Here is a 17,285-nt window from a genome sequence, read left to right on the forward strand (position 1 = left end):
GAAACCTCTTAGCAGGTGCGCAGCCAGGTCAATGACTGACGGTAGGCTTCAGGCAGGTTCTCCGCCCGAACGCGCCCTTCGTACACCACGTATCCCTGGTAATTATCCGCCCGCAGCTGATCAAACAGCTGTTTGAAATTCAGGGTACCGGTCCCCGGCTGATAGCGGTGATTGTCAGCAATATGCACATGTCCCAGCAGATCGCGATTGTCGTGCAACGCTTTCCCCATGTCGTCTTCTTCGATATTCATGTGATAGAAGTCGCCGATGATCTGCACATGCTTCAGGTCGTTTTCCACAATGTAACGACGCGCGTCTGCCAGGGTGTTGATCATATGATCCTGATAGCGATTCAGCGGCTCGAGGTACACCACCGTGCCGGTACGTTCCGCGACTTTATCGAGATAGCGCAAAGAGTCGCTCACCATCTGGCGATCGCCCGCCAGACTACGCGGCGAGGTCATCGGCGGGAGGCGGAAAGTAAACATGCCCCAGGCGGCCGGAACGATGATGCCCTGCCCGCCGACTTCGGCCAGCGCCTCAAGGATACGCTCGATTTGCTTCAGGCCGTTCAGACGACGCTCTTCAATAAAGTCACCAATCCAGCCATCGTAGCCGCCACAAGCCGTGGTGACGGGCAGACCGGTTTCTTTGATCGCTGCTTTCACTTCGTCAAGATGGTTGACCAACAGTTTGCCGTCGATCTCAAAACCATCAAAACCCATCTCTTTGATATAACGAAATTTTTCCAGAATATTCTCTGGAAAGAATGCCTGATTCTGTGTGCCAATTTTCATGACTGTCTTCCCTTACAATTAAAAAGTGACGCCCATTTTGATACTCAGTTCCGGATGCTGGTCGACATACTGCATATAGCTTTCCGGGCTATTCGCGAACGTCACCACCGGGTCGATCAGGTCTTCACAGTTCAGATAACCGTTCATCAGCAGTTCCCAACAGGTTTCTTCGATGCGTTTGCGACTCCAGCGTGGATAATCTGGGTTTGGTTCGCTACAGGCGCGTGAAAAGACGATTTTGGCGTTGTTAAAATGCGCCTCACGACCCAGGTTGAAGCCTTCAGCGAATGGTTTCGCAAAAGCGACATAAGAGATGGTGCCGCCATAGGCCAGTCCGCGTAGCGCCGATTGCAGCGCATCGGCGTAGCCGCTGGTTTCAATGATCACATCCGCGCCCTGCTTGCCGGTGAGCTTTTTGATCTCCATACCTACATCAGTGCCAATGGGGTTAAGGCAGAAGTCAGCACCGTGACGGCGAGCAATGTCGCAGCGATGTGCGATAGGATCGACGCCGATAACCACCGAAGCACCGGCCTTTTTCGCCAGTTGCACTGCGATCTGGCCAATCGCGCCCAGTCCCACAATCACCACGAAATCACCCACACGCACGTTAGCGTCACGCACACCGCTCATCGCAAACTGCGCCGGGTCGTAGCACACCGCATTTTTCCAGGAACTGCCTTGCGGCATTTTGCGCAGCTTGTAGTTGTTGACGGCGTTGATAATTACCGTTTCTGACAGCGGTCCGTATCCGCAGACGCTATCACCCACGGCATACTCAGTAACGCTGCTGCCACATTCGACGATCTCGCCGACGATCATATTGCCCAGTTGAAACTTGCCGAATTCGATGCCACGCGGCGCACCTTCTGGACGTGGCATAAACATCTGCCACTCACTGTTAAAATCCTCATCGATAAACGGGCTGGCGGCGCGAAAATCCACCACTTCCGTACCGTGTTTCGGCGCGCCAAACTGTACGCGGATGCGCACTTCATGAGCTTCAATCGCGCGGTCTTCATATTCCACCAGCGCCGCGACGCGCGGTGCGGTTGCAACTAACTTTTTCATCTACAACTCCTTGATTAAACTGGCCGCCTTAGCCCTTCACGCCACCAGCGGTCAAACCACTCTTAATAAATCGTTCGGAAAGCGCATACATAATCACGACAGGTAGTGCCGTCACCAGCGAGGCCGCCATCATGCGTCCCCAGATGTAATCTGGCGTACTGAACAGGGTGTTCAACCCAACCGGCAACGTGAAATTGCTGGCGCTGGAGAGGAATATCGAGGCAAACAGGTAGTCGTTCCACGCCACCATAAAGCAGTAGACAAAGACCGATACCAACCCGGACATCGCCAGCGGTACGGTAATGCGGAAGATAATTTGCAGCCGGTTCAGTCCGTCCATCATCGCCGCCTCTTCAATCTCGTCCGGAATGGTGTCGAAGTAGCTTTTCAGCATGAATACCGCTGTTGGTAGCGTCTGCGTGACCATGGTGACGATCAGCGCCATTTCGGTGTCGTAAATCCCCAATGCAGTGATGATTTTGAACAACGGCACCACCAGCAGGATCCCGGAGAACATGTACACCGTGTAAAAGCTGGCGTTGATGGTCATCCGCCCTTTAAAGCGCAGGCGTGATAGCGCGTAAGCGCCAAGCGTTCCCAGAAATACCGCCACAACCGAGGACACGACGGACACCACCATGCTGTTACGGAAATAATCCACAAACGGAAAAATCAGCGGGTTGAAAATGTCGACATAGTGTTCCAGCGTCCACTGCTGCGGCAGCAATGTGGGGTGTAGCGAAATGGCCTCTTTTGCGCTCTTGAATGAGGTCATCAGCATTACAAAAAACGGAAACAGCGTGATGATCAGAAAGACAATGAGTCCGCAGTAAAAACCCACGCGCCCGAGCTTACGTTTATTTGTTGCCATTGAGGTTTACCCGTTTTCTGGTCAGCAAAATGACGGCGAATATAATGATGAACAGCACGACGGAAATTGCCGCTGCTTTGCCTAAGTCATTAAATGCAAATGCCGTTTTGTAGAGATAGACGCCGAGGATGTCGACTTTAGTGGTCAGCAGATAAACGTCGGCGAACATGTAGAACATCCAGATCGTGCGGAGCGTAATCACCGTTGCCAGCACGGGCATAATCGCGGGTAATGTGACGATACGAAACCGTTGCCAGGCGTTCGCGCCATCCATCTCCGCCGCTTCGTACAGCGATTTATCAATGGTCTGTAAAATCGCCAGGAACGATATAAATGCGTACGGGAAGTAACGCCAAATGGCGAACAACACCACCAGTACGAAACTACTGCCTGGATTGTCGAACCACAGCGGTGCCTGATCGTAGAGGTGCAGCAGATCCACCCCGAGATAGTTCACAATGCCGTAGCCGTTGTTGAACATGTACTTCCAGGCAAATACCAGCGAGATCGACGGCGTCACGCAGGAGAGGATCACCAGCGAACGTGCTGTTTTACGCAGCCGGAACTCGCGATTGAAGAACATCGCCACGCCCAGCCCTAATACCGTACTCCCCGCCACGACCAGCGCGGTGTACCACACCGTCATCCACAGCGAGTGCCAGAAGCCCGGATCGGAAAGAATACGGATATAGTTGCTCAACCCAACAAACGTGGCGTCAATGCGCGGGTTCAGCGGTAGACGCAGAAAGCTGATTTCGATATTTGATATCATTGGCCAGGCCACCAGGCCGCCCAGCAACAGCAGGCTGGGCGCCAGGAGCAGCAGCGCGAATGGCATATCAGATCGACCGGAAAAAATGCGGCTCATCATGAATGTCCCGGTCCTCATTAACGCGGCTTAATCAGGTCATCCAGCTTTTTCTGGCTTTCCTGAAGCGTTGAAGAGAGATCGGTTTTCCCTACCGTGACGTTATGCACCATGCTGCTCACCACGCCAGACCCGGTCACATCCCCCATGCGAGTGAAGTTTTTATCCCCTACCGCACCGAAAACCTGAATATTCGGCAGTTCTGCAATCAGTTGCGCAGGCAGTTCGCCCAACGCTTTAATCACGCTGTTGTCCTGACAGGTTTTGGTTGTCACCACCGCTTTATTGACTGGTAGCGCGGCACCCGGCGACATCATCACCCAGTCGGCAATGTTGTCGGCCAGTTCCATAAAGGCGACAAATTTTTCTGCCGCGGCGGTTTCTTCCTCTTTTTGACCATTGGTAATCGTCAGCGAAGTCAACATCCCGTAGACCGCAGGCGTTTTTTCTGTTGGCACGACAAAACCAATATTCTGTGGATCGCCCTCTTTGATAATCGCCGGGAGGATGTAGGTGGAATAGATAGCCATCGGCGCCGTACCGTTCATAAAGGCATCTTTGACTTCCATGATGTCATTGGAGCCAGGCATGGTATTGGCTGCCAGTTCGCGGTAATAATCCAGTGCCCGGCTCATTTCCGGCGTATCGAGGGTAATATTCCCCTGTGCGTCAAAGACGTTGGCTTTGTTGGATAATGCAAACTGTGAAAAGGATTGCTCGGTCAGCACGCTTTCCGCCGTAGGCAGCGCAATACCGTATTTCTTATGTGACGGATCGTTGAGTTTTTTGGCAACGGTCAGCAGATCCTCCCAGTTTTTTGGCTCGCCCAGGCCGGCGTTCGCCAGGAGGTCTTTGCGATACCAGATACCGCCGATCCAGGCGCTAACGGGAACGCCGGTCCACGCACTGCCGTCCTCGGTACGCACAATACGCAACACGCCATCGTAAAACGCATTTTCCCCCACGGCCTGGATTACGTTCGTCACTGCATTCCGGTCAATCAACTGCTCCTTGTCCATCACCTTGGCGTAGTCATGGCTGGTTTCGATCACCTCTGGCAGTGAACCGCTTCTGGCGAGAGTAATCACTTTGGTGTTATAGGCATCTTCCTCTACGGGCACCTGTTTCACCGTAATGTCAGGGTTTGCCTTTTCGAAACGCTCAATAAGCGTTGTAATAACGGCCTGACGCTCCTGTTCAACAGAAGAGTGTATAAACTCAATCGATACATGGGTGGCTTTATCATCCTTGCAACCTGAAATCAGGGCGCAGGAAACCAGTGCTGATAACAGCACAATTTTCGTTTTAAGCATCAGATGTTCCTTTTTAATTTTTAATCCACATAACCTGCCAGGGATGAAGCGTTAATGTTTCACCCGAAACATTAGCTTCACTAATCAGATCGACGCCTGTTTTTATATCTTCGCCGACACGTTGAGATTTATCGCTAAAATTAAATAAAGCCGTAATAGTTTCACCCTTTTCTGCTACGCGTTTAATTTTCATCACCGTGGGCGTAATACTACAGATCTCAAAATGGCTATCGGGATGGAAGGCTTTATTATTTCGACGAATAACGACCAACCGAGACAACGTATGATAAACCCGATGACGAAGTGTACCGCCAGACATTAATTCAGTTTCAATACCGTCGCGTTGATATTTTTTACGATTAATCGCCCGGTTATATCCTAGCGACTCTACCCCTTCGTAGTCATTGCGCGATCCCAGAATACTTTGGATATAAATAGCGGGAATACCCGGCAATGACAATAATAACGCATGAGCAAGCGTAAATTTCGCCAGACGTTCATCGTCGCTGCTGTCCCGGGAACTCAATGCATCCATATAGGTGACATTTATTTCATAGGGACTGCGCGAACCATCAGGATTATTTTTCCAGTTGACCAGCGCACCTTCATTTTGCAGTTCAGACACCAGCGCCAGAATTTCCTCTTCAGGTAATAATCCACGCAGCGGGTTTAAGCCAATGCCATCGTGTGAGGCAAGGAAATTGAACCAGGTGGTTTTTTGCGATGGCAGTTTCAGCGCCTGTGCCCACTGACTTAGCTTTCGGGTATCCTGGCGATGCACCGCATGCAGAACCAACGGTGGCAGAGAGAACTGATAGACCATATGGGCTTCATCATGACCGTTGCCAAGATAAGAGATATTGTCTTTATGCGGGACGTTGGTTTCGGTGATGATCGCTGTGCCAGGTGCCACTTCATCGGCAATAGCGCGGAAAAGTTTGATCAACTGGTGCGTCTTTTCCAGGTGAATACAACAGGTGCCGGGTGTTTTCCACATAAAACCTACCGCATCCAGGCGGATATAGTCTGCGCCCTTCTCGATGTAGGTTAGTAGCACATCGACCATGGCCTGCAGCACATCAGGATTAGCGTAATTCAGGTCGATCTGATCGTCACTGAAGGTTGTCCACACGTGACGAACCGTATTATCGTGCAAAGTAAATGGTGTCAGCAGCGGTAAAGCGCGTGGGCGGGTTACTGCACTTAGATCGGTTTCAGGGTCCATTTCAATAAAAAAGTTTTCATATCCCGGCTGCTGTTGTAAATAACGGTTAAACCATTCACTTTTCGCCGACATATGATTACAAACAAAATCGAACATCAAATTGCAGGAATGGTTTAATTCACTAATGTCTTTCCATTCACCGGTTTCTTCAGCAACCTGATAGTAATCGACAACTGAAAAGCCATCGTCTGAAGACCAGGGATAGAAAGGCAGAAGATGGACATGCGAGAAAATAGATTTAAGCCACTGAGAATAAAAATGATTAAACGTTGGCAGTGGTTTTTCTTCGTTCGAATGGAATTGATCGGCATAGGTTATGAGTACCACATCGTTTTCATCCCAATGCGATTTACGCTGTTTCGTAATTACCGCTCGTGCTTCTTCAATTCGCGATTTCAACGTTTCATGATGAAGCGTTGTCCATGTATCCCCATAGACAGCACTAAGGCATTCCTGAATTTTGTGGTTCACTTTACTTTTCCGTGGTAGCGGTCCCATGACGCAAGAGACTACTCCCGGTAAAATTAGCTGTCAATGCAGTGAGAGGATTTTCAGAGAGGAAATAAAAGCGATTTAGCAGCCCAAAAATCGTATTTGTGAGCTGCCGCAAATTAAGAACGAGAATTGTAATTCAAATGTTACGGCCCCGGCGGACCGTTATCGGCAAAACTAATTTCCGGAATAGCGTTTCGAAACTTTTGCCGCCATTCGACTTAATAGCGGTTCCAGTGCTAACGCCAGCAACATTTTGAGCGGGCGTCGGGCGACAGATTTCACCGCCCAGCCTGCAACGCCTGCCGGGCCGTAGCGCAGCGCGGTTAACAGCACCAGCTTTCCTGCGATTTTCAGACCGGGTTTTACCTTTTGCCCGGCGCGTTGCCAGCGAGTATTCATCTTCACCCTCACGGATCAATTACAACTGTCTAAAACGACTGCGCAACGTAAACGCATCAGAGGTCACATAACGTTCCATCTCACGCAGGCGCTTCTCCCCCGCCGCCAGTTCTCTGTCTACGGCATCCAGCAGTTCGCCGTTGGTCGGTTGCGGCTCGCCATTAGCGAGGTTATCCGGCATCGGATCGAGCGCAAAAGTGAGAATGATATAGGCGACCAGGGTGAACAGCGCCAGCCCAAAGAAGATCGACAGTACCATTAAAATACGGACCAGTTTTACCGGTACGTCCAGATATTGCGCGATACCCGCGCACACTCCACGCACCATACCCCGTTGCGGGATGCGCCATAACTTTTTATTCAGATCAATACCAACCATTAGCGATCCCTCCAGTTCGGATGTTCCGCATCAAGAATATCTTCCAGCGCCTGGATACGTTCACGCATACGCTGCGCGTCATCGGTCAACTGCATTAAACGTTGCTGTTCGCTCTGTGCAAGTTCACCCCGACTGGCGCGATTGCTGTAGTGCAGCCAAAGCCAAATCGGTAGGACAAACAGCACGAAAATGGTTAACGGGATGGCGAGAAATAGCGCGCTCATGAGTACTCCTTACAGGTGAAGAGCGGCGGCGCGATCGGGCACCGCCTGGTGTTATTATTGCTTGTCTTGCTGCATTTTGGCTTTCAGTTGCGCCAGTTGCTCGCTGATTTCGTCATCGGCTTTCAGGTCGGCAAACTGCTGATCCAACGTTTTCTGTTTACCAAAGCTGTGGCTTTCTGCCTCTGCTTCCATATGATCGATGCGACGTTCGAAGGATTCAAAGCGAGCCATCGCTTCATCCAGCTTACCGCTGTCCAGTTGACGGCGCACGTCACGGGATGAATTCGCCGCCTGGTGGCGTAGCATCAGCGCCTGCTGACGAGCACGCGTTTCACTGAGTTTATTTTCCAGCTCGCCAATCTCTTTCTTCATCCGTGTCAGCGTATCGTCTACCAGCGTCACTTCATGATCCAGAGAGGCAATCAGGTCGGTCAACTTCTGCTTTTCAATCAGTGCGGCACGCGCCAGATCGTCTTTCTCTTTACGCAGCGCCAGTTCGGCTTTTTCCTGCCACTCTGCCTGTTGCGCCGTCGCCAGCTCAATGCGACGCGTTAGCTGTTTCTTTTCTGCCAGTGCACGCGCTGAGTTAGAACGCACCTCTACCAGCGTATCTTCCATTTCCTGGATCATCAGGCGCACCAGCTTCTGCGGATCTTCCGCTTTTTCCAGCAGTGCATTGATGTTGGCGTTCACGATGTCGGCAAAACGAGAAAAAATACCCATAATTCAATCCTCACATTTTTCTGATGTCGGGCTAAGCCCTGCTGATTCTCTAATACAATCTGCGTGCCAACTTTTTAAGTTATTGATTTTATAAAATATGGGTAGTTTTACCTCAACGGTAAAACAGGGTAAAGTGGTGAAATACACTAACTAGTGGCGAAATTCATCATGGCTGAATACAAAGATAATCTGTTAGGCGAAGCTAACAGCTTTCTTGAAGTGCTGGAGCAGGTTTCACGCCTGGCACCGCTGGATAAACCTGTACTGATTATCGGTGAGCGTGGAACCGGTAAAGAACTTATCGCCAACCGCCTTCACTACCTCTCCTCCCGCTGGCAGGGGCCGTTTATCTCTCTTAACTGCGCGGCGCTGAATGAAAATCTGCTCGATAGTGAACTGTTTGGTCATGAAGCTGGGGCATTCACCGGCGCGCAAAAACGCCATCCCGGAAGGTTTGAGCGTGCCGACGGGGGAACGTTATTTCTTGATGAGCTAGCCACTGCGCCAATGCTGGTACAGGAAAAGCTGCTGAGAGTGATTGAGTATGGCGAACTGGAACGCGTCGGCGGTAGCCAGCCTTTGCAGGTCAACGTGCGCCTGGTGTGCGCAACGAATGCGGATCTTCCGGTGATGGTCAATGAAGGGACTTTCCGCGCGGATCTGCTGGACCGACTGGCCTTTGACGTGGTGCAACTGCCGCCGCTGCGGGAACGTCAGGCCGACATCATGCTGATGGCAGAACACTTCGCTATTCAGATGTGCCGTGAGATCAAACTCCCTTTATTTCCGGGGTTTAGCGAACGCGCCAGAGATACGCTGATGCATTACAGCTGGCCGGGAAATATTCGTGAACTGAAAAACGTCGTCGAACGTTCGGTATATCGACACGGCAGCAGTGAGACAGCGCTGGATGACATTGTGATCGACCCGTTTAAACGTCACGGCGTTAGACATCATGAGCCGGAATCCCCGGCATCAGGTCCATCATTGCCTGTGGATTTACGGGATTTTCAGCAGCGGCAGGAGAAAGCGTTGTTACAGGCCAGCCTGCAACAGGCGAAATTCAATCAAAAACGAGCGGCGGAATTATTGGGGTTAACCTACCATCAGCTGCGCGCATTGCTTAAAAAGCATCAGATATCGTAATGCGCGTATGAATTCCGGACCATGGCTGGCGACACCTTGTCAGGTATATCTGACCGGAATTGCACATAATTACGGCAGTTACCTGCAGACATTTTTACCTGACAAGCCATAGTGCGATACACTTTGTCAATCGTACCTAAAAATCTTAAAAATTATGCGCCTGGTTTTATCCTCTCTGAGCGTGATGGCTGGACTCCTGACGGGTCAGGTGGCGGCTGCGCCAGTGTCAACTCCGCATGAAGATATCCGCGACAGCGGTTTTGTCTATTGCGTGAGCGGGCAAGTCAACACCTTCAATCCACAGAAAGCGAGCAGCGGTCTGATCGTCGATACACTCGCCGCGCAACTTTATGACCGGCTGTTGGATGTCGATCCCTACACCTACCGTCTGGTCCCTGAACTGGCCGAAAGTTGGGAGGTGCTCGACAACGGCGCCACGTATCGCTTTAATCTACGCCGCGATGTGTCCTTTCAAAAAACCGCGTGGTTTACCCCATCGCGCAAACTGAATGCCGACGATGTTGTTTTCACCTTTCAGCGGATTTTCGATCGTAAACATCCGTGGCATAACGTGAATGGCAGTAGCTTTCCCTATTTCGACAGCCTTCAGTTTGCAGATAACGTGCAAAGCGTCCGTAAACTTGACAGCCACACCGTTGAGTTCCGCCTGACTCAGCCCGACGCCTCTTTCCTGTGGCATCTGGCAACGCACTATGCGTCAGTCATGTCTGCCGAATATGCGACACAACTGACCAGGCAGGATCGCCAGGAGTTACTCGACAGACAACCCGTCGGTACGGGACCATTCCAGCTCTCGGAATATCGCTCAGGGCAGTACATTCGCCTGCAGCGCCATGACAAATTCTGGCGCGGCAGGCCGTTAATGCCGCAGGTAGTCGTGGATTTAGGCTCCGGCGGTACAGGGCGTTTATCAAAGCTGTTGACCGGTGAATGTGACGTGCTGGCCTGGCCAGCCGCCAGCCAGTTAACGATCCTGCGTGACGACCCGCGCCTTCGCCTGACGCTGCGTCCTGGAATGAACATCGCTTATCTGGCCTTTAATACCAACAAAGCGCCGCTCAATAATCCCGCGGTACGTCATGCGTTGGCGCTGGCCATTAACAACCAGCGTTTAATGCAGTCGATTTACTATGGCACGGCAGAAACCGCTGCTTCTATTTTACCACGCGCCTCGTGGGCTTATGACAACGAGGCTAAAATTACGGAATACAATCCGGCAAAATCGCGCGAGCAACTCAAAGCGCTGGGGCTGGAAAATCTGACGCTGCAACTGTGGGTACCGACAAGTTCACAGGCGTGGAACCCAAGCCCGCTGAAAACGGCCGAGCTGATTCAGGCCGATATGGCGCAGGTCGGCGTCAATGTGGTGATTGTGCCGGTTGAGGGTCGTTTCCAGGAGGCGCGATTGATGGACATGAACCACGATCTGACGTTGTCCGGTTGGGCAACGGACAGTAACGATCCGGACAGCTTTTTCCGTCCGTTACTGAGCTGCGCCGCGATTGATTCGCAAACCAATTTTGCTCACTGGTGTAACCCGGCCTTTGACAAGGTACTGAGAAAAGCGCTCTCTTCCCAGCAACTCGCCGCGCGCATTGATGCCTATGATGAAGCGCAGAACATCCTGGCAACCGAACTGCCGATTCTGCCGCTCGCCTCTTCGCTGCGTTTACAGGCGTATCGCTACGATATTAAAGGACTGGTGCTCAGTCCGTTTGGCAACGCCTCTTTTGCTGGCGTGTCACGCGAGAAAAAAGACGAGGTGAAAAAACCATGATCATTTTCACCCTGCGTCGTCTGTTATTGCTGATGTTTACCCTCTTCTTTCTGACGTTTATCGGTTTCAGTTTGAGCTATTTTACGCCTCATGCTCCGCTACAAGGCGCATCGCTGTGGAATGCCTGGGTCTTCTGGTTCGAGGGACTCATGCACTGGGACTTTGGCGTTTCCAGTATCAATGGGCAGTTGATTTCTGAACAGTTGAAAGAGGTGTTCCCCGCAACCATGGAGCTGTGCGTCCTCGCGTTTGGATTTGCGCTCATGGTCGGAATTCCGGTAGGGATGCTGGCAGGTATCACCCGCAATAAGTGGCAGGATCGCCTAATCAGCGCGCTTGCCCTGATCGGCTTTTCCATTCCCGTATTCTGGCTGGCGCTGTTGCTCACGCTATTCTTTTCGCTGACCCTAGGCTGGCTGCCGGTTTCTGGCCGTTTCGACCTGCTTTATGAAGTGAAACCAATTACCGGGCTGGCGATTGTTGACGCCTGGATTTCTGATTCTCCCTGGCGCGATGAAATGGTCATGAGTGCGCTGCGCCATATGATTCTGCCCGTTCTGACGCTGTCGGTTGCACCGACGACGGAAGTGATCCGCCTGATGCGCATCAGCACCATTGAGGTTTTTGACCAGAACTATGTGAAAGCCGCTGCGACGCGTGGTTTATCACGCTTCACTATTCTGCGCCGTCATGTTCTGCATAATGCTCTGCCGCCGGTGATTCCGCGCCTGGGTCTACAATTTTCCACCATGCTGACGCTGGCGATGATCACCGAGATGGTGTTCAGTTGGCCGGGACTCGGCCGTTGGTTGATCAACGCCATCCGTCAGCAGGATTACGCGGCAATTTCCGCAGGGGTGATGGTCATCGGTTCGCTGGTCATTATCGTCAACGTGATTTCTGATATTTTGGGTGCTATGGCTAACCCTCTGAAACATAAGGAATGGTATGCCTTCCGATAGCGTTTATAGCGAAAAGCGCCCGCCGGGAACGCTGCGCACCGCCTGGCGCAAATTTTATGGTGATACCACCGCCATGATCGGCCTGTATGGCTGTGCGGGGCTGGTGATACTGTGCGTCTTCGGCGGTTGGTTTGCACCGTATGGTATCGATCAACAATTTCTTGGCTACCAACTGCTGCCGCCGTCGTGGTCACGTTATGGCGAAGTCTCCTTTTTCCTCGGTACCGACGATCTGGGTCGTGACGTGCTGAGCCGCCTGCTGAGCGGTGCGGCCCCGACGGTGGGCGGCGCGTTTGTTGTTACGGTCGCGGCGACGTTCTTTGGACTGGTGCTTGGCGTTATCGCCGGGGCAACCCACGGCTTACGTTCCGCTGTGCTGAACCATATTCTGGATACGCTGCTGTCGATTCCGTCGCTGCTGCTGGCGATTATCGTCGTCGCCTTTGCCGGACCGCATTTATCCCACGCGATGTTTGCCGTCTGGCTGGCGCTGCTGCCAAGAATGGTGCGTTCGGTCTACAGCATGGTGCATGACGAACTGGAAAAAGAGTACGTCATTGCCGCGCGTCTGGACGGGGCATCAACGCTCAACATCTTATGGTTTGCCATTCTGCCTAACATCACTGCGGGGCTGGTGACTGAAATTACCCGTGCGCTGTCGATGGCGATTCTGGATATCGCCGCTCTCGGTTTTCTCGACCTTGGTGCCCAGCTCCCTTCTCCGGAATGGGGGGCGATGCTCGGCGACGCGCTGGAACTGATTTACGTTGCTCCGTGGACGGTTATGTTGCCTGGCGCAGCAATAATGATCAGCGTCCTGCTGGTAAACCTGCTCGGTGATGGTATCCGCCGCGCAATCATTGCGGGGGTGGAATAATGCCATTACTGGATATCCGCAATCTGACCATCGAGTTCAAAACCGGTGATGAGTGGGTGAAAGCGGTCGACCGCGTCAGTATGACCTTAACCGAAGGCGAAATTCGCGGGCTGGTGGGCGAATCAGGTTCCGGCAAAAGCCTGATCGCTAAAGCGATCTGCGGCGTCGCCAAAGATAACTGGCGCGTGACCGCCGACCGCATGCGTTTCGACGATATCGATCTGTTACGCCTTTCCGCTCGTGAACGCCGCAAGCTGGTCGGGCATAACGTCTCGATGATTTTTCAGGAGCCGCAGTCCTGTCTCGACCCGTCGGAGAAGATCGGCCAACAGTTAATGCAAAACATCCCTGCCTGGACCTACAAAGGCCGCTGGTGGCAACGTTTTGGCTGGCGCAAACGGCGTGCGATTGAACTGCTGCACCGTGTGGGGATAAAAGATCATAAAGATGCGATGCGCAGCTTCCCTTACGAACTGACAGACGGTGAATGTCAGAAAGTGATGATTGCGATTGCTCTGGCGAACCAGCCGCGTCTACTCATTGCCGACGAGCCGACTAACGCGATGGAGCCCACGACGCAGGCGCAGATTTTCCGCCTGCTGACGCGTCTGAACCAGAACAGCAACACCACGATTCTGCTGATCAGTCACGACCTGCAAATGCTCAGCCAGTGGGCGGATAAAATCAATGTCCTTTACTGTGGTCAGACGGTAGAAACTGCGCCGAGCAAAGAGCTGATAACCACTCCGCATCACCCCTATACGCAGGCGCTTATCCGCGCCATTCCTGACTTTGGCAGCGCCATGCCGCATAAAAGTCGTCTGAATACCATGCCAGGGGCTATCCCGTTGCTGGAACAACTACCGATTGGTTGCCGTCTCGGGCCGCGTTGCCCCTATGCGCAGCGAGAATGTATTGAAACTCCGCGTCTGACGGGGGCGAAAAACCATCTCTACGCCTGTCATTTCCCGCTAAACATGGAGAGAGAGTGAGATGGTTGAGACACTACTCGAAGTACGCAATCTGACGAAAACCTTCCGTTATCGTACCGGCTGGTTTCGTCGCCAGACCGTTGAGGCGGTTAAGCCCCTCAGTTTTACCCTGCGTGAGCGCCAGACGCTGGCGATCATCGGCGAGAACGGTTCCGGGAAATCGACACTGGCTAAAATGCTGGTGGGAATGATCGAACCAACCAGCGGCGAGGTGTTGATTGACGATCACCCGTTAAAATTCGGTGATTACTCGTTTCGTAGTCAGCGTATTCGCATGATTTTCCAGGATCCGTCCACGTCGCTTAACCCGCGTCAGCGTATTTCACAAATTCTGGACTTCCCGCTGCGACTAAATACCCAGCTTGAACCGGAACAGCGGCGTAAGCAGATTGTCGAAACCATGCGTATGGTGGGGCTGCTCCCGGACCACGTCAGCTATTACCCGCATATGCTGGCACCGGGGCAAAAACAGCGTCTGGGTCTGGCTCGCGCCCTGATCTTACGCCCGAAAGTGATTATTGCCGATGAAGCGCTGGCGTCGCTGGATATGTCGATGCGTTCGCAGTTAATTAATCTGATGCTGGAATTACAGGAGAAACAGGGTATTTCTTATATTTATGTGACCCAGCATCTTGGAATGATGAAACACATCAGCGATCAGGTGCTGGTAATGCACCAGGGCGAGGTTGTCGAACGCGGTAGCACCGCTGATGTACTGGCCTCGCCGCTGCACGAACTCACCCGCCGTTTGATTGCGGGACACTTTGGCGATGCGCTCACTGCCGATGCCTGGCGAAAAGATCGTTAACCAACCTCAGTGGTCGGATTAACTCTCCCGGCGTCTCGTGATAGAATCGCCGCGTTTTAACGACGGCTGGCTCTTATCGAAGGCCGGGCGCCACAACAATAACATAAGGATTTAAGCTATGGGTTTTCTTTCCGGTAAGCGTATTCTGATCACCGGTCTTGCCAGCAAACTGTCCATCGCCTACGGTATCGCTCAGGCGATGCACCGTGAAGGCGCTGAACTGGCATTCACCTATCAGAATGACAAACTGAAAGGCCGCGTGGAAGAATTTGCTGCTCAACTGGGTTCAAACATTGTCCTGCAGTGCGATGTGGCAGAAGACGCCAGCATCGACGCGATGTTTGCAGAACTGGGCAAAGCCTGGCCGAAATTTGACGGCTTCGTTCACTCCATCGGTTTCGCACCTGGCGATCAACTGGATGGTGACTACGTGAACGCTGTCACCCGCGAAGGCTTTAAAATCGCACACGACATTAGCTCCTACAGCTTTGTGGCAATGGCGAAAGCATGTCGTTCCATGCTGAACCCGAATTCTGCTCTGCTGACGCTCTCCTATCTGGGCGCAGAGCGCGCTATCCCGAACTACAACGTTATGGGGCTGGCAAAAGCGTCTCTGGAAGCCAACGTTCGCTACATGGCGAACGCGATGGGTCCGGAAGGTGTGCGTGTTAACGCCATCTCTGCAGGTCCGATCCGTACTCTGGCCGCTTCCGGTATTAAAGATTTCCGTAAAATGCTGGCGCATTGCGAAGCGGTTACGCCGATCCGTCGTACCGTTACCATTGAAGATGTGGGTAACTCTGCGGCCTTCCTGTGTTCCGATCTGTCCGGCGGTATTTCCGGCGAAGTGGTACACGTGGACGGTGGCTTCAGCATCGCCGCAATGAACGAACTGGAACTGAAATAATTCTTCAGCGTTCCACGTTGGGCGGCGTTCTGCCGCCCAGACTCCCCGCCTTTCTCCGTAATATATCTTTTCGATATTTATTATCACGTAACAATCTTTCATCCCCTTCCACGCTTGCGCCAGGATAAAACAGCGAAAACGATCCGGCGTATTTTGCAGACGACGTGTCCGGGTCGCCACTTTCAGACCAAGGAACGCCCATGGAACAACGCCGATATAGCGGCAAAAGCCACTGGTATCATGAAACTCAGTCCAGTACCTTGCCACAGGATGTGCTGCCGTTAGTCCCTGAAGCCGCCCACGTTAACGATCGCTTGCTGCTGGATTTAGCACTCTCTGAAGAAGATCTCCTGCCATACAAAAGCTGGCTACAGCCCGCTCGCCAACTTGCCGATGCCCTATTCCCGGCTCATGTTTCGCTGACGCGCCTGCATACCTTCAGCGCGTATGAGCGCATGAGCACAGCGCTTACGGTGGCACAAGTATCTGGCGTTCAGCGGCTGTGTAACCATTACGCTGCCCGCCTGACGCCCCTGCCCGGCCCTGACTCCTCACGCGAGAGTAACCACCGACTGGCACAAATCACCCAGTATGCGCGCCAGCTTGCCATTTCCCCTTCCGTCATCGACGGTCGCGCCCGTCAGCATCTCAGTGACGTAGGGTTGTCCATCTGGGATGTAGTGTTAATTAACCAAATCGTGGGTTTTGTGGGGTTCCAGGCTCGCGTTATCGCTATTTTTCAGGCCAGCCTTGGGCAGGCGGTACGCTGGCTGCCTGGGCTGGATATGCAGTCTTATGCTGGTGCTACCCCGTTTCAACAGCCAGAAGCCTCCTGGCATACCGCACTCGCCCCGGTTGAAACGCCTTACGCCAATGCGGAGCAAAGTGCATGTCTTTTGCGCGTTGAATCAAACGCTAAGCTCAGGTCGCTGGCTCCCGTGTTGGTTCATCAGCCGACGATCCTGTCCTTACTCGCCAGGCTTATGGAAAGCGGCTTATCTGCACAAACCGCCAGTCATGAATTCGCCAACCTGTTGACCTCGCGGATTAATGGCAGCGTCAGTTGCTTTAACGAGCAGGCACTCAGCCTCCCTGAACAGACTGCCCTTGTCATACCTTTACGCCAGCATGAGTGCGAGATTGAACGGTGGGAGCGACAACAGCCCAGTCAACGCCCGCTCTTTCAGGCGATAAATTTACTCACCCGCGCACCAGATCGTTTTAGCGCCGCGCAGTTTACCCCGCTACAGCAACAGCTCGGATCCGTTTCCCAAACGATTAATCTGTTGGGCTGGAGTGGCCTGTGTGGCTGGCTGAATCGGCTAAAAATCGCACTGGGTGAGACATATTAGTACCGCTAAATAACAGAAAGAGCGCTTGCCGCATCAGGGAGTTTCGCGTAAAACTGTCAGCCGCTCTTATGGCCACGA

Annotated in this window: 18 protein-coding genes; 8 read left to right on the top strand and 10 right to left on the bottom strand. The window is 52.7% G+C overall.

The genetic code is table 11. The annotated features are described in order from the left end of the window. Positions 1-8 precede the first annotated feature (8 nt). From HVY19_RS10595 to pspA, 10 genes are all read right to left on the bottom strand, one after another. The gene (locus HVY19_RS10595; RefSeq protein WP_181680568.1) at positions 9-797 is read right to left on the bottom strand and encodes a sugar phosphate isomerase/epimerase; all 789 of its coding nucleotides are present in this window, start codon (positions 795-797) and stop codon (positions 9-11) included. A gap of 18 nt (positions 798-815) precedes the next feature. Continuing rightward, positions 816-1,868 carry a zinc-binding alcohol dehydrogenase gene (locus tag HVY19_RS10600; RefSeq protein ID WP_181680569.1) on the bottom strand — a complete coding sequence of 351 codons (1,053 nt, stop codon included), beginning with the start codon at positions 1,866-1,868 and terminating at the stop codon, positions 816-818. A 28-nt stretch (positions 1,869-1,896) separates the two neighbouring features. Beyond that, positions 1,897-2,739, bottom strand: a complete 843-nt coding sequence (locus HVY19_RS10605) for a carbohydrate ABC transporter permease (protein ID WP_181680570.1) — start codon at positions 2,737-2,739, stop codon at positions 1,897-1,899. Further along, on the bottom strand, positions 2,726-3,607 hold the full coding sequence (locus tag HVY19_RS10610) for a sugar ABC transporter permease (protein ID WP_181684262.1): 882 nt from the start codon (positions 3,605-3,607) through the stop codon (positions 2,726-2,728). Before HVY19_RS10610 ends, HVY19_RS10605 begins: the two co-directional genes overlap by 14 nt. Before the next feature lie 20 nt (positions 3,608-3,627). Continuing rightward, positions 3,628-4,920 carry an ABC transporter substrate-binding protein gene (locus HVY19_RS10615; RefSeq protein ID WP_181680571.1) on the bottom strand — a complete coding sequence of 431 codons (1,293 nt, stop codon included), beginning with the start codon at positions 4,918-4,920 and terminating at the stop codon, positions 3,628-3,630. Positions 4,921-4,933: 13 nt separating this feature from the next. Then, complete coding sequence (locus tag HVY19_RS10620; RefSeq protein WP_181680572.1) at positions 4,934-6,616, bottom strand: sugar phosphorylase; 1,683 nt, start codon at positions 6,614-6,616, stop codon at positions 4,934-4,936. 198 nt (positions 6,617-6,814) lie between these two features. After that, positions 6,815-7,039, bottom strand: coding sequence for a phage shock protein PspD (gene pspD / locus HVY19_RS10625; RefSeq protein ID WP_181680573.1), 225 nt, complete (start codon positions 7,037-7,039; stop codon positions 6,815-6,817). A gap of 19 nt (positions 7,040-7,058) precedes the next feature. Further along, entirely contained in the window at positions 7,059-7,418 is a 360-nt protein-coding gene (gene pspC / locus HVY19_RS10630) for an envelope stress response membrane protein PspC (protein ID WP_181680574.1), read from the bottom strand. Next, a complete protein-coding gene (gene pspB / locus HVY19_RS10635) occupies positions 7,418-7,642 on the bottom strand; it encodes an envelope stress response membrane protein PspB (RefSeq protein ID WP_181680575.1) in 225 nt (74 codons plus the stop codon). Before pspB ends, pspC begins: the two co-directional genes overlap by 1 nt. A gap of 54 nt (positions 7,643-7,696) precedes the next feature. Beyond that, on the bottom strand, positions 7,697-8,365 hold the full coding sequence (gene pspA / locus HVY19_RS10640; protein ID WP_181680576.1) for a phage shock protein PspA: 669 nt from the start codon (positions 8,363-8,365) through the stop codon (positions 7,697-7,699). Positions 8,366-8,533: 168 nt separating this feature from the next. On the opposite strand from pspA, the gene pspF reads away from it, so the two are divergent. From pspF to HVY19_RS10680, 8 genes are all read left to right on the top strand, one after another. After that, the gene (gene pspF / locus HVY19_RS10645) at positions 8,534-9,511 is read left to right on the top strand and encodes a phage shock protein operon transcriptional activator (RefSeq protein ID WP_181680577.1); all 978 of its coding nucleotides are present in this window, start codon (positions 8,534-8,536) and stop codon (positions 9,509-9,511) included. A 154-nt stretch (positions 9,512-9,665) separates the two neighbouring features. After that, positions 9,666-11,309 carry an ABC transporter substrate-binding protein SapA gene (gene sapA, locus HVY19_RS10650; RefSeq protein WP_181680578.1) on the top strand — a complete coding sequence of 548 codons (1,644 nt, stop codon included), beginning with the start codon at positions 9,666-9,668 and terminating at the stop codon, positions 11,307-11,309. Next, positions 11,306-12,271 (top strand): peptide ABC transporter permease SapB, encoded by a 966-nt coding sequence (sapB, locus tag HVY19_RS10655; protein WP_181680579.1) that lies wholly within the window; start codon positions 11,306-11,308, stop codon positions 12,269-12,271. Before sapA ends, sapB begins: the two co-directional genes overlap by 4 nt. After that, a complete protein-coding gene (sapC, locus tag HVY19_RS10660) occupies positions 12,258-13,148 on the top strand; it encodes a peptide ABC transporter permease SapC (protein WP_181680580.1) in 891 nt (296 codons plus the stop codon). The genes sapB and sapC overlap by 14 nt, the downstream gene beginning before the upstream one ends. Continuing rightward, the gene (gene sapD / locus HVY19_RS10665; protein ID WP_181680581.1) at positions 13,148-14,140 is read left to right on the top strand and encodes a peptide ABC transporter ATP-binding protein SapD; all 993 of its coding nucleotides are present in this window, start codon (positions 13,148-13,150) and stop codon (positions 14,138-14,140) included. The genes sapC and sapD overlap by 1 nt, the downstream gene beginning before the upstream one ends. A 1-nt stretch (position 14,141) precedes the next feature. Next, the gene (sapF, locus tag HVY19_RS10670) at positions 14,142-14,948 is read left to right on the top strand and encodes a peptide ABC transporter ATP-binding protein SapF (protein WP_181680582.1); all 807 of its coding nucleotides are present in this window, start codon (positions 14,142-14,144) and stop codon (positions 14,946-14,948) included. Positions 14,949-15,066: 118 nt separating this feature from the next. After that, entirely contained in the window at positions 15,067-15,855 is a 789-nt protein-coding gene (fabI, locus tag HVY19_RS10675; protein ID WP_181680583.1) for an enoyl-ACP reductase FabI, read from the top strand. Positions 15,856-16,055: 200 nt separating this feature from the next. After that, positions 16,056-17,207 (top strand): CMD domain-containing protein, encoded by a 1,152-nt coding sequence (locus HVY19_RS10680; RefSeq protein ID WP_181680584.1) that lies wholly within the window; start codon positions 16,056-16,058, stop codon positions 17,205-17,207. The last annotated feature ends 78 nt before the right edge of the window (positions 17,208-17,285 follow it).

This window comes from Citrobacter sp. RHB25-C09 (genome assembly GCF_013836145.1).
Taxonomy (GTDB): Bacteria; Pseudomonadota; Gammaproteobacteria; order Enterobacterales; family Enterobacteriaceae; genus Citrobacter_A.

Bases quoted from the DNA above. Each gene is read 5' to 3' on its own strand.
- pspC (WP_181680574.1), bottom strand. From the start codon at position 7,418: ATGGTTGGTATTGATCTGAATAAAAAGTTATGGCGCATCCCGCAACGG.
- fabI (WP_181680583.1), top strand. From the start codon at position 15,067: ATGGGTTTTCTTTCCGGTAAGCGTATTCTGATCACCGGTCTTGCCAGC.
- sapC (WP_181680580.1), top strand. From the start codon at position 12,258: ATGCCTTCCGATAGCGTTTATAGCGAAAAGCGCCCGCCGGGAACGCTG.
- pspA (WP_181680576.1), bottom strand. From the start codon at position 8,365: ATGGGTATTTTTTCTCGTTTTGCCGACATCGTGAACGCCAACATCAAT.
- pspB (WP_181680575.1), bottom strand. From the start codon at position 7,642: ATGAGCGCGCTATTTCTCGCCATCCCGTTAACCATTTTCGTGCTGTTT.
- sapF (WP_181680582.1), top strand. From the start codon at position 14,142: ATGGTTGAGACACTACTCGAAGTACGCAATCTGACGAAAACCTTCCGT.
- sapB (WP_181680579.1), top strand. From the start codon at position 11,306: ATGATCATTTTCACCCTGCGTCGTCTGTTATTGCTGATGTTTACCCTC.
- HVY19_RS10610 (WP_181684262.1), bottom strand. From the start codon at position 3,607: ATGAGCCGCATTTTTTCCGGTCGATCTGATATGCCATTCGCGCTGCTG.
- pspF (WP_181680577.1), top strand. From the start codon at position 8,534: ATGGCTGAATACAAAGATAATCTGTTAGGCGAAGCTAACAGCTTTCTT.
- HVY19_RS10680 (WP_181680584.1), top strand. From the start codon at position 16,056: ATGGAACAACGCCGATATAGCGGCAAAAGCCACTGGTATCATGAAACT.
- HVY19_RS10595 (WP_181680568.1), bottom strand. From the start codon at position 797: ATGAAAATTGGCACACAGAATCAGGCATTCTTTCCAGAGAATATTCTG.
- HVY19_RS10605 (WP_181680570.1), bottom strand. From the start codon at position 2,739: ATGGCAACAAATAAACGTAAGCTCGGGCGCGTGGGTTTTTACTGCGGA.
- sapD (WP_181680581.1), top strand. From the start codon at position 13,148: ATGCCATTACTGGATATCCGCAATCTGACCATCGAGTTCAAAACCGGT.
- pspD (WP_181680573.1), bottom strand. From the start codon at position 7,039: ATGAATACTCGCTGGCAACGCGCCGGGCAAAAGGTAAAACCCGGTCTG.
- sapA (WP_181680578.1), top strand. From the start codon at position 9,666: ATGCGCCTGGTTTTATCCTCTCTGAGCGTGATGGCTGGACTCCTGACG.
- HVY19_RS10600 (WP_181680569.1), bottom strand. From the start codon at position 1,868: ATGAAAAAGTTAGTTGCAACCGCACCGCGCGTCGCGGCGCTGGTGGAA.
- HVY19_RS10615 (WP_181680571.1), bottom strand. From the start codon at position 4,920: ATGCTTAAAACGAAAATTGTGCTGTTATCAGCACTGGTTTCCTGCGCC.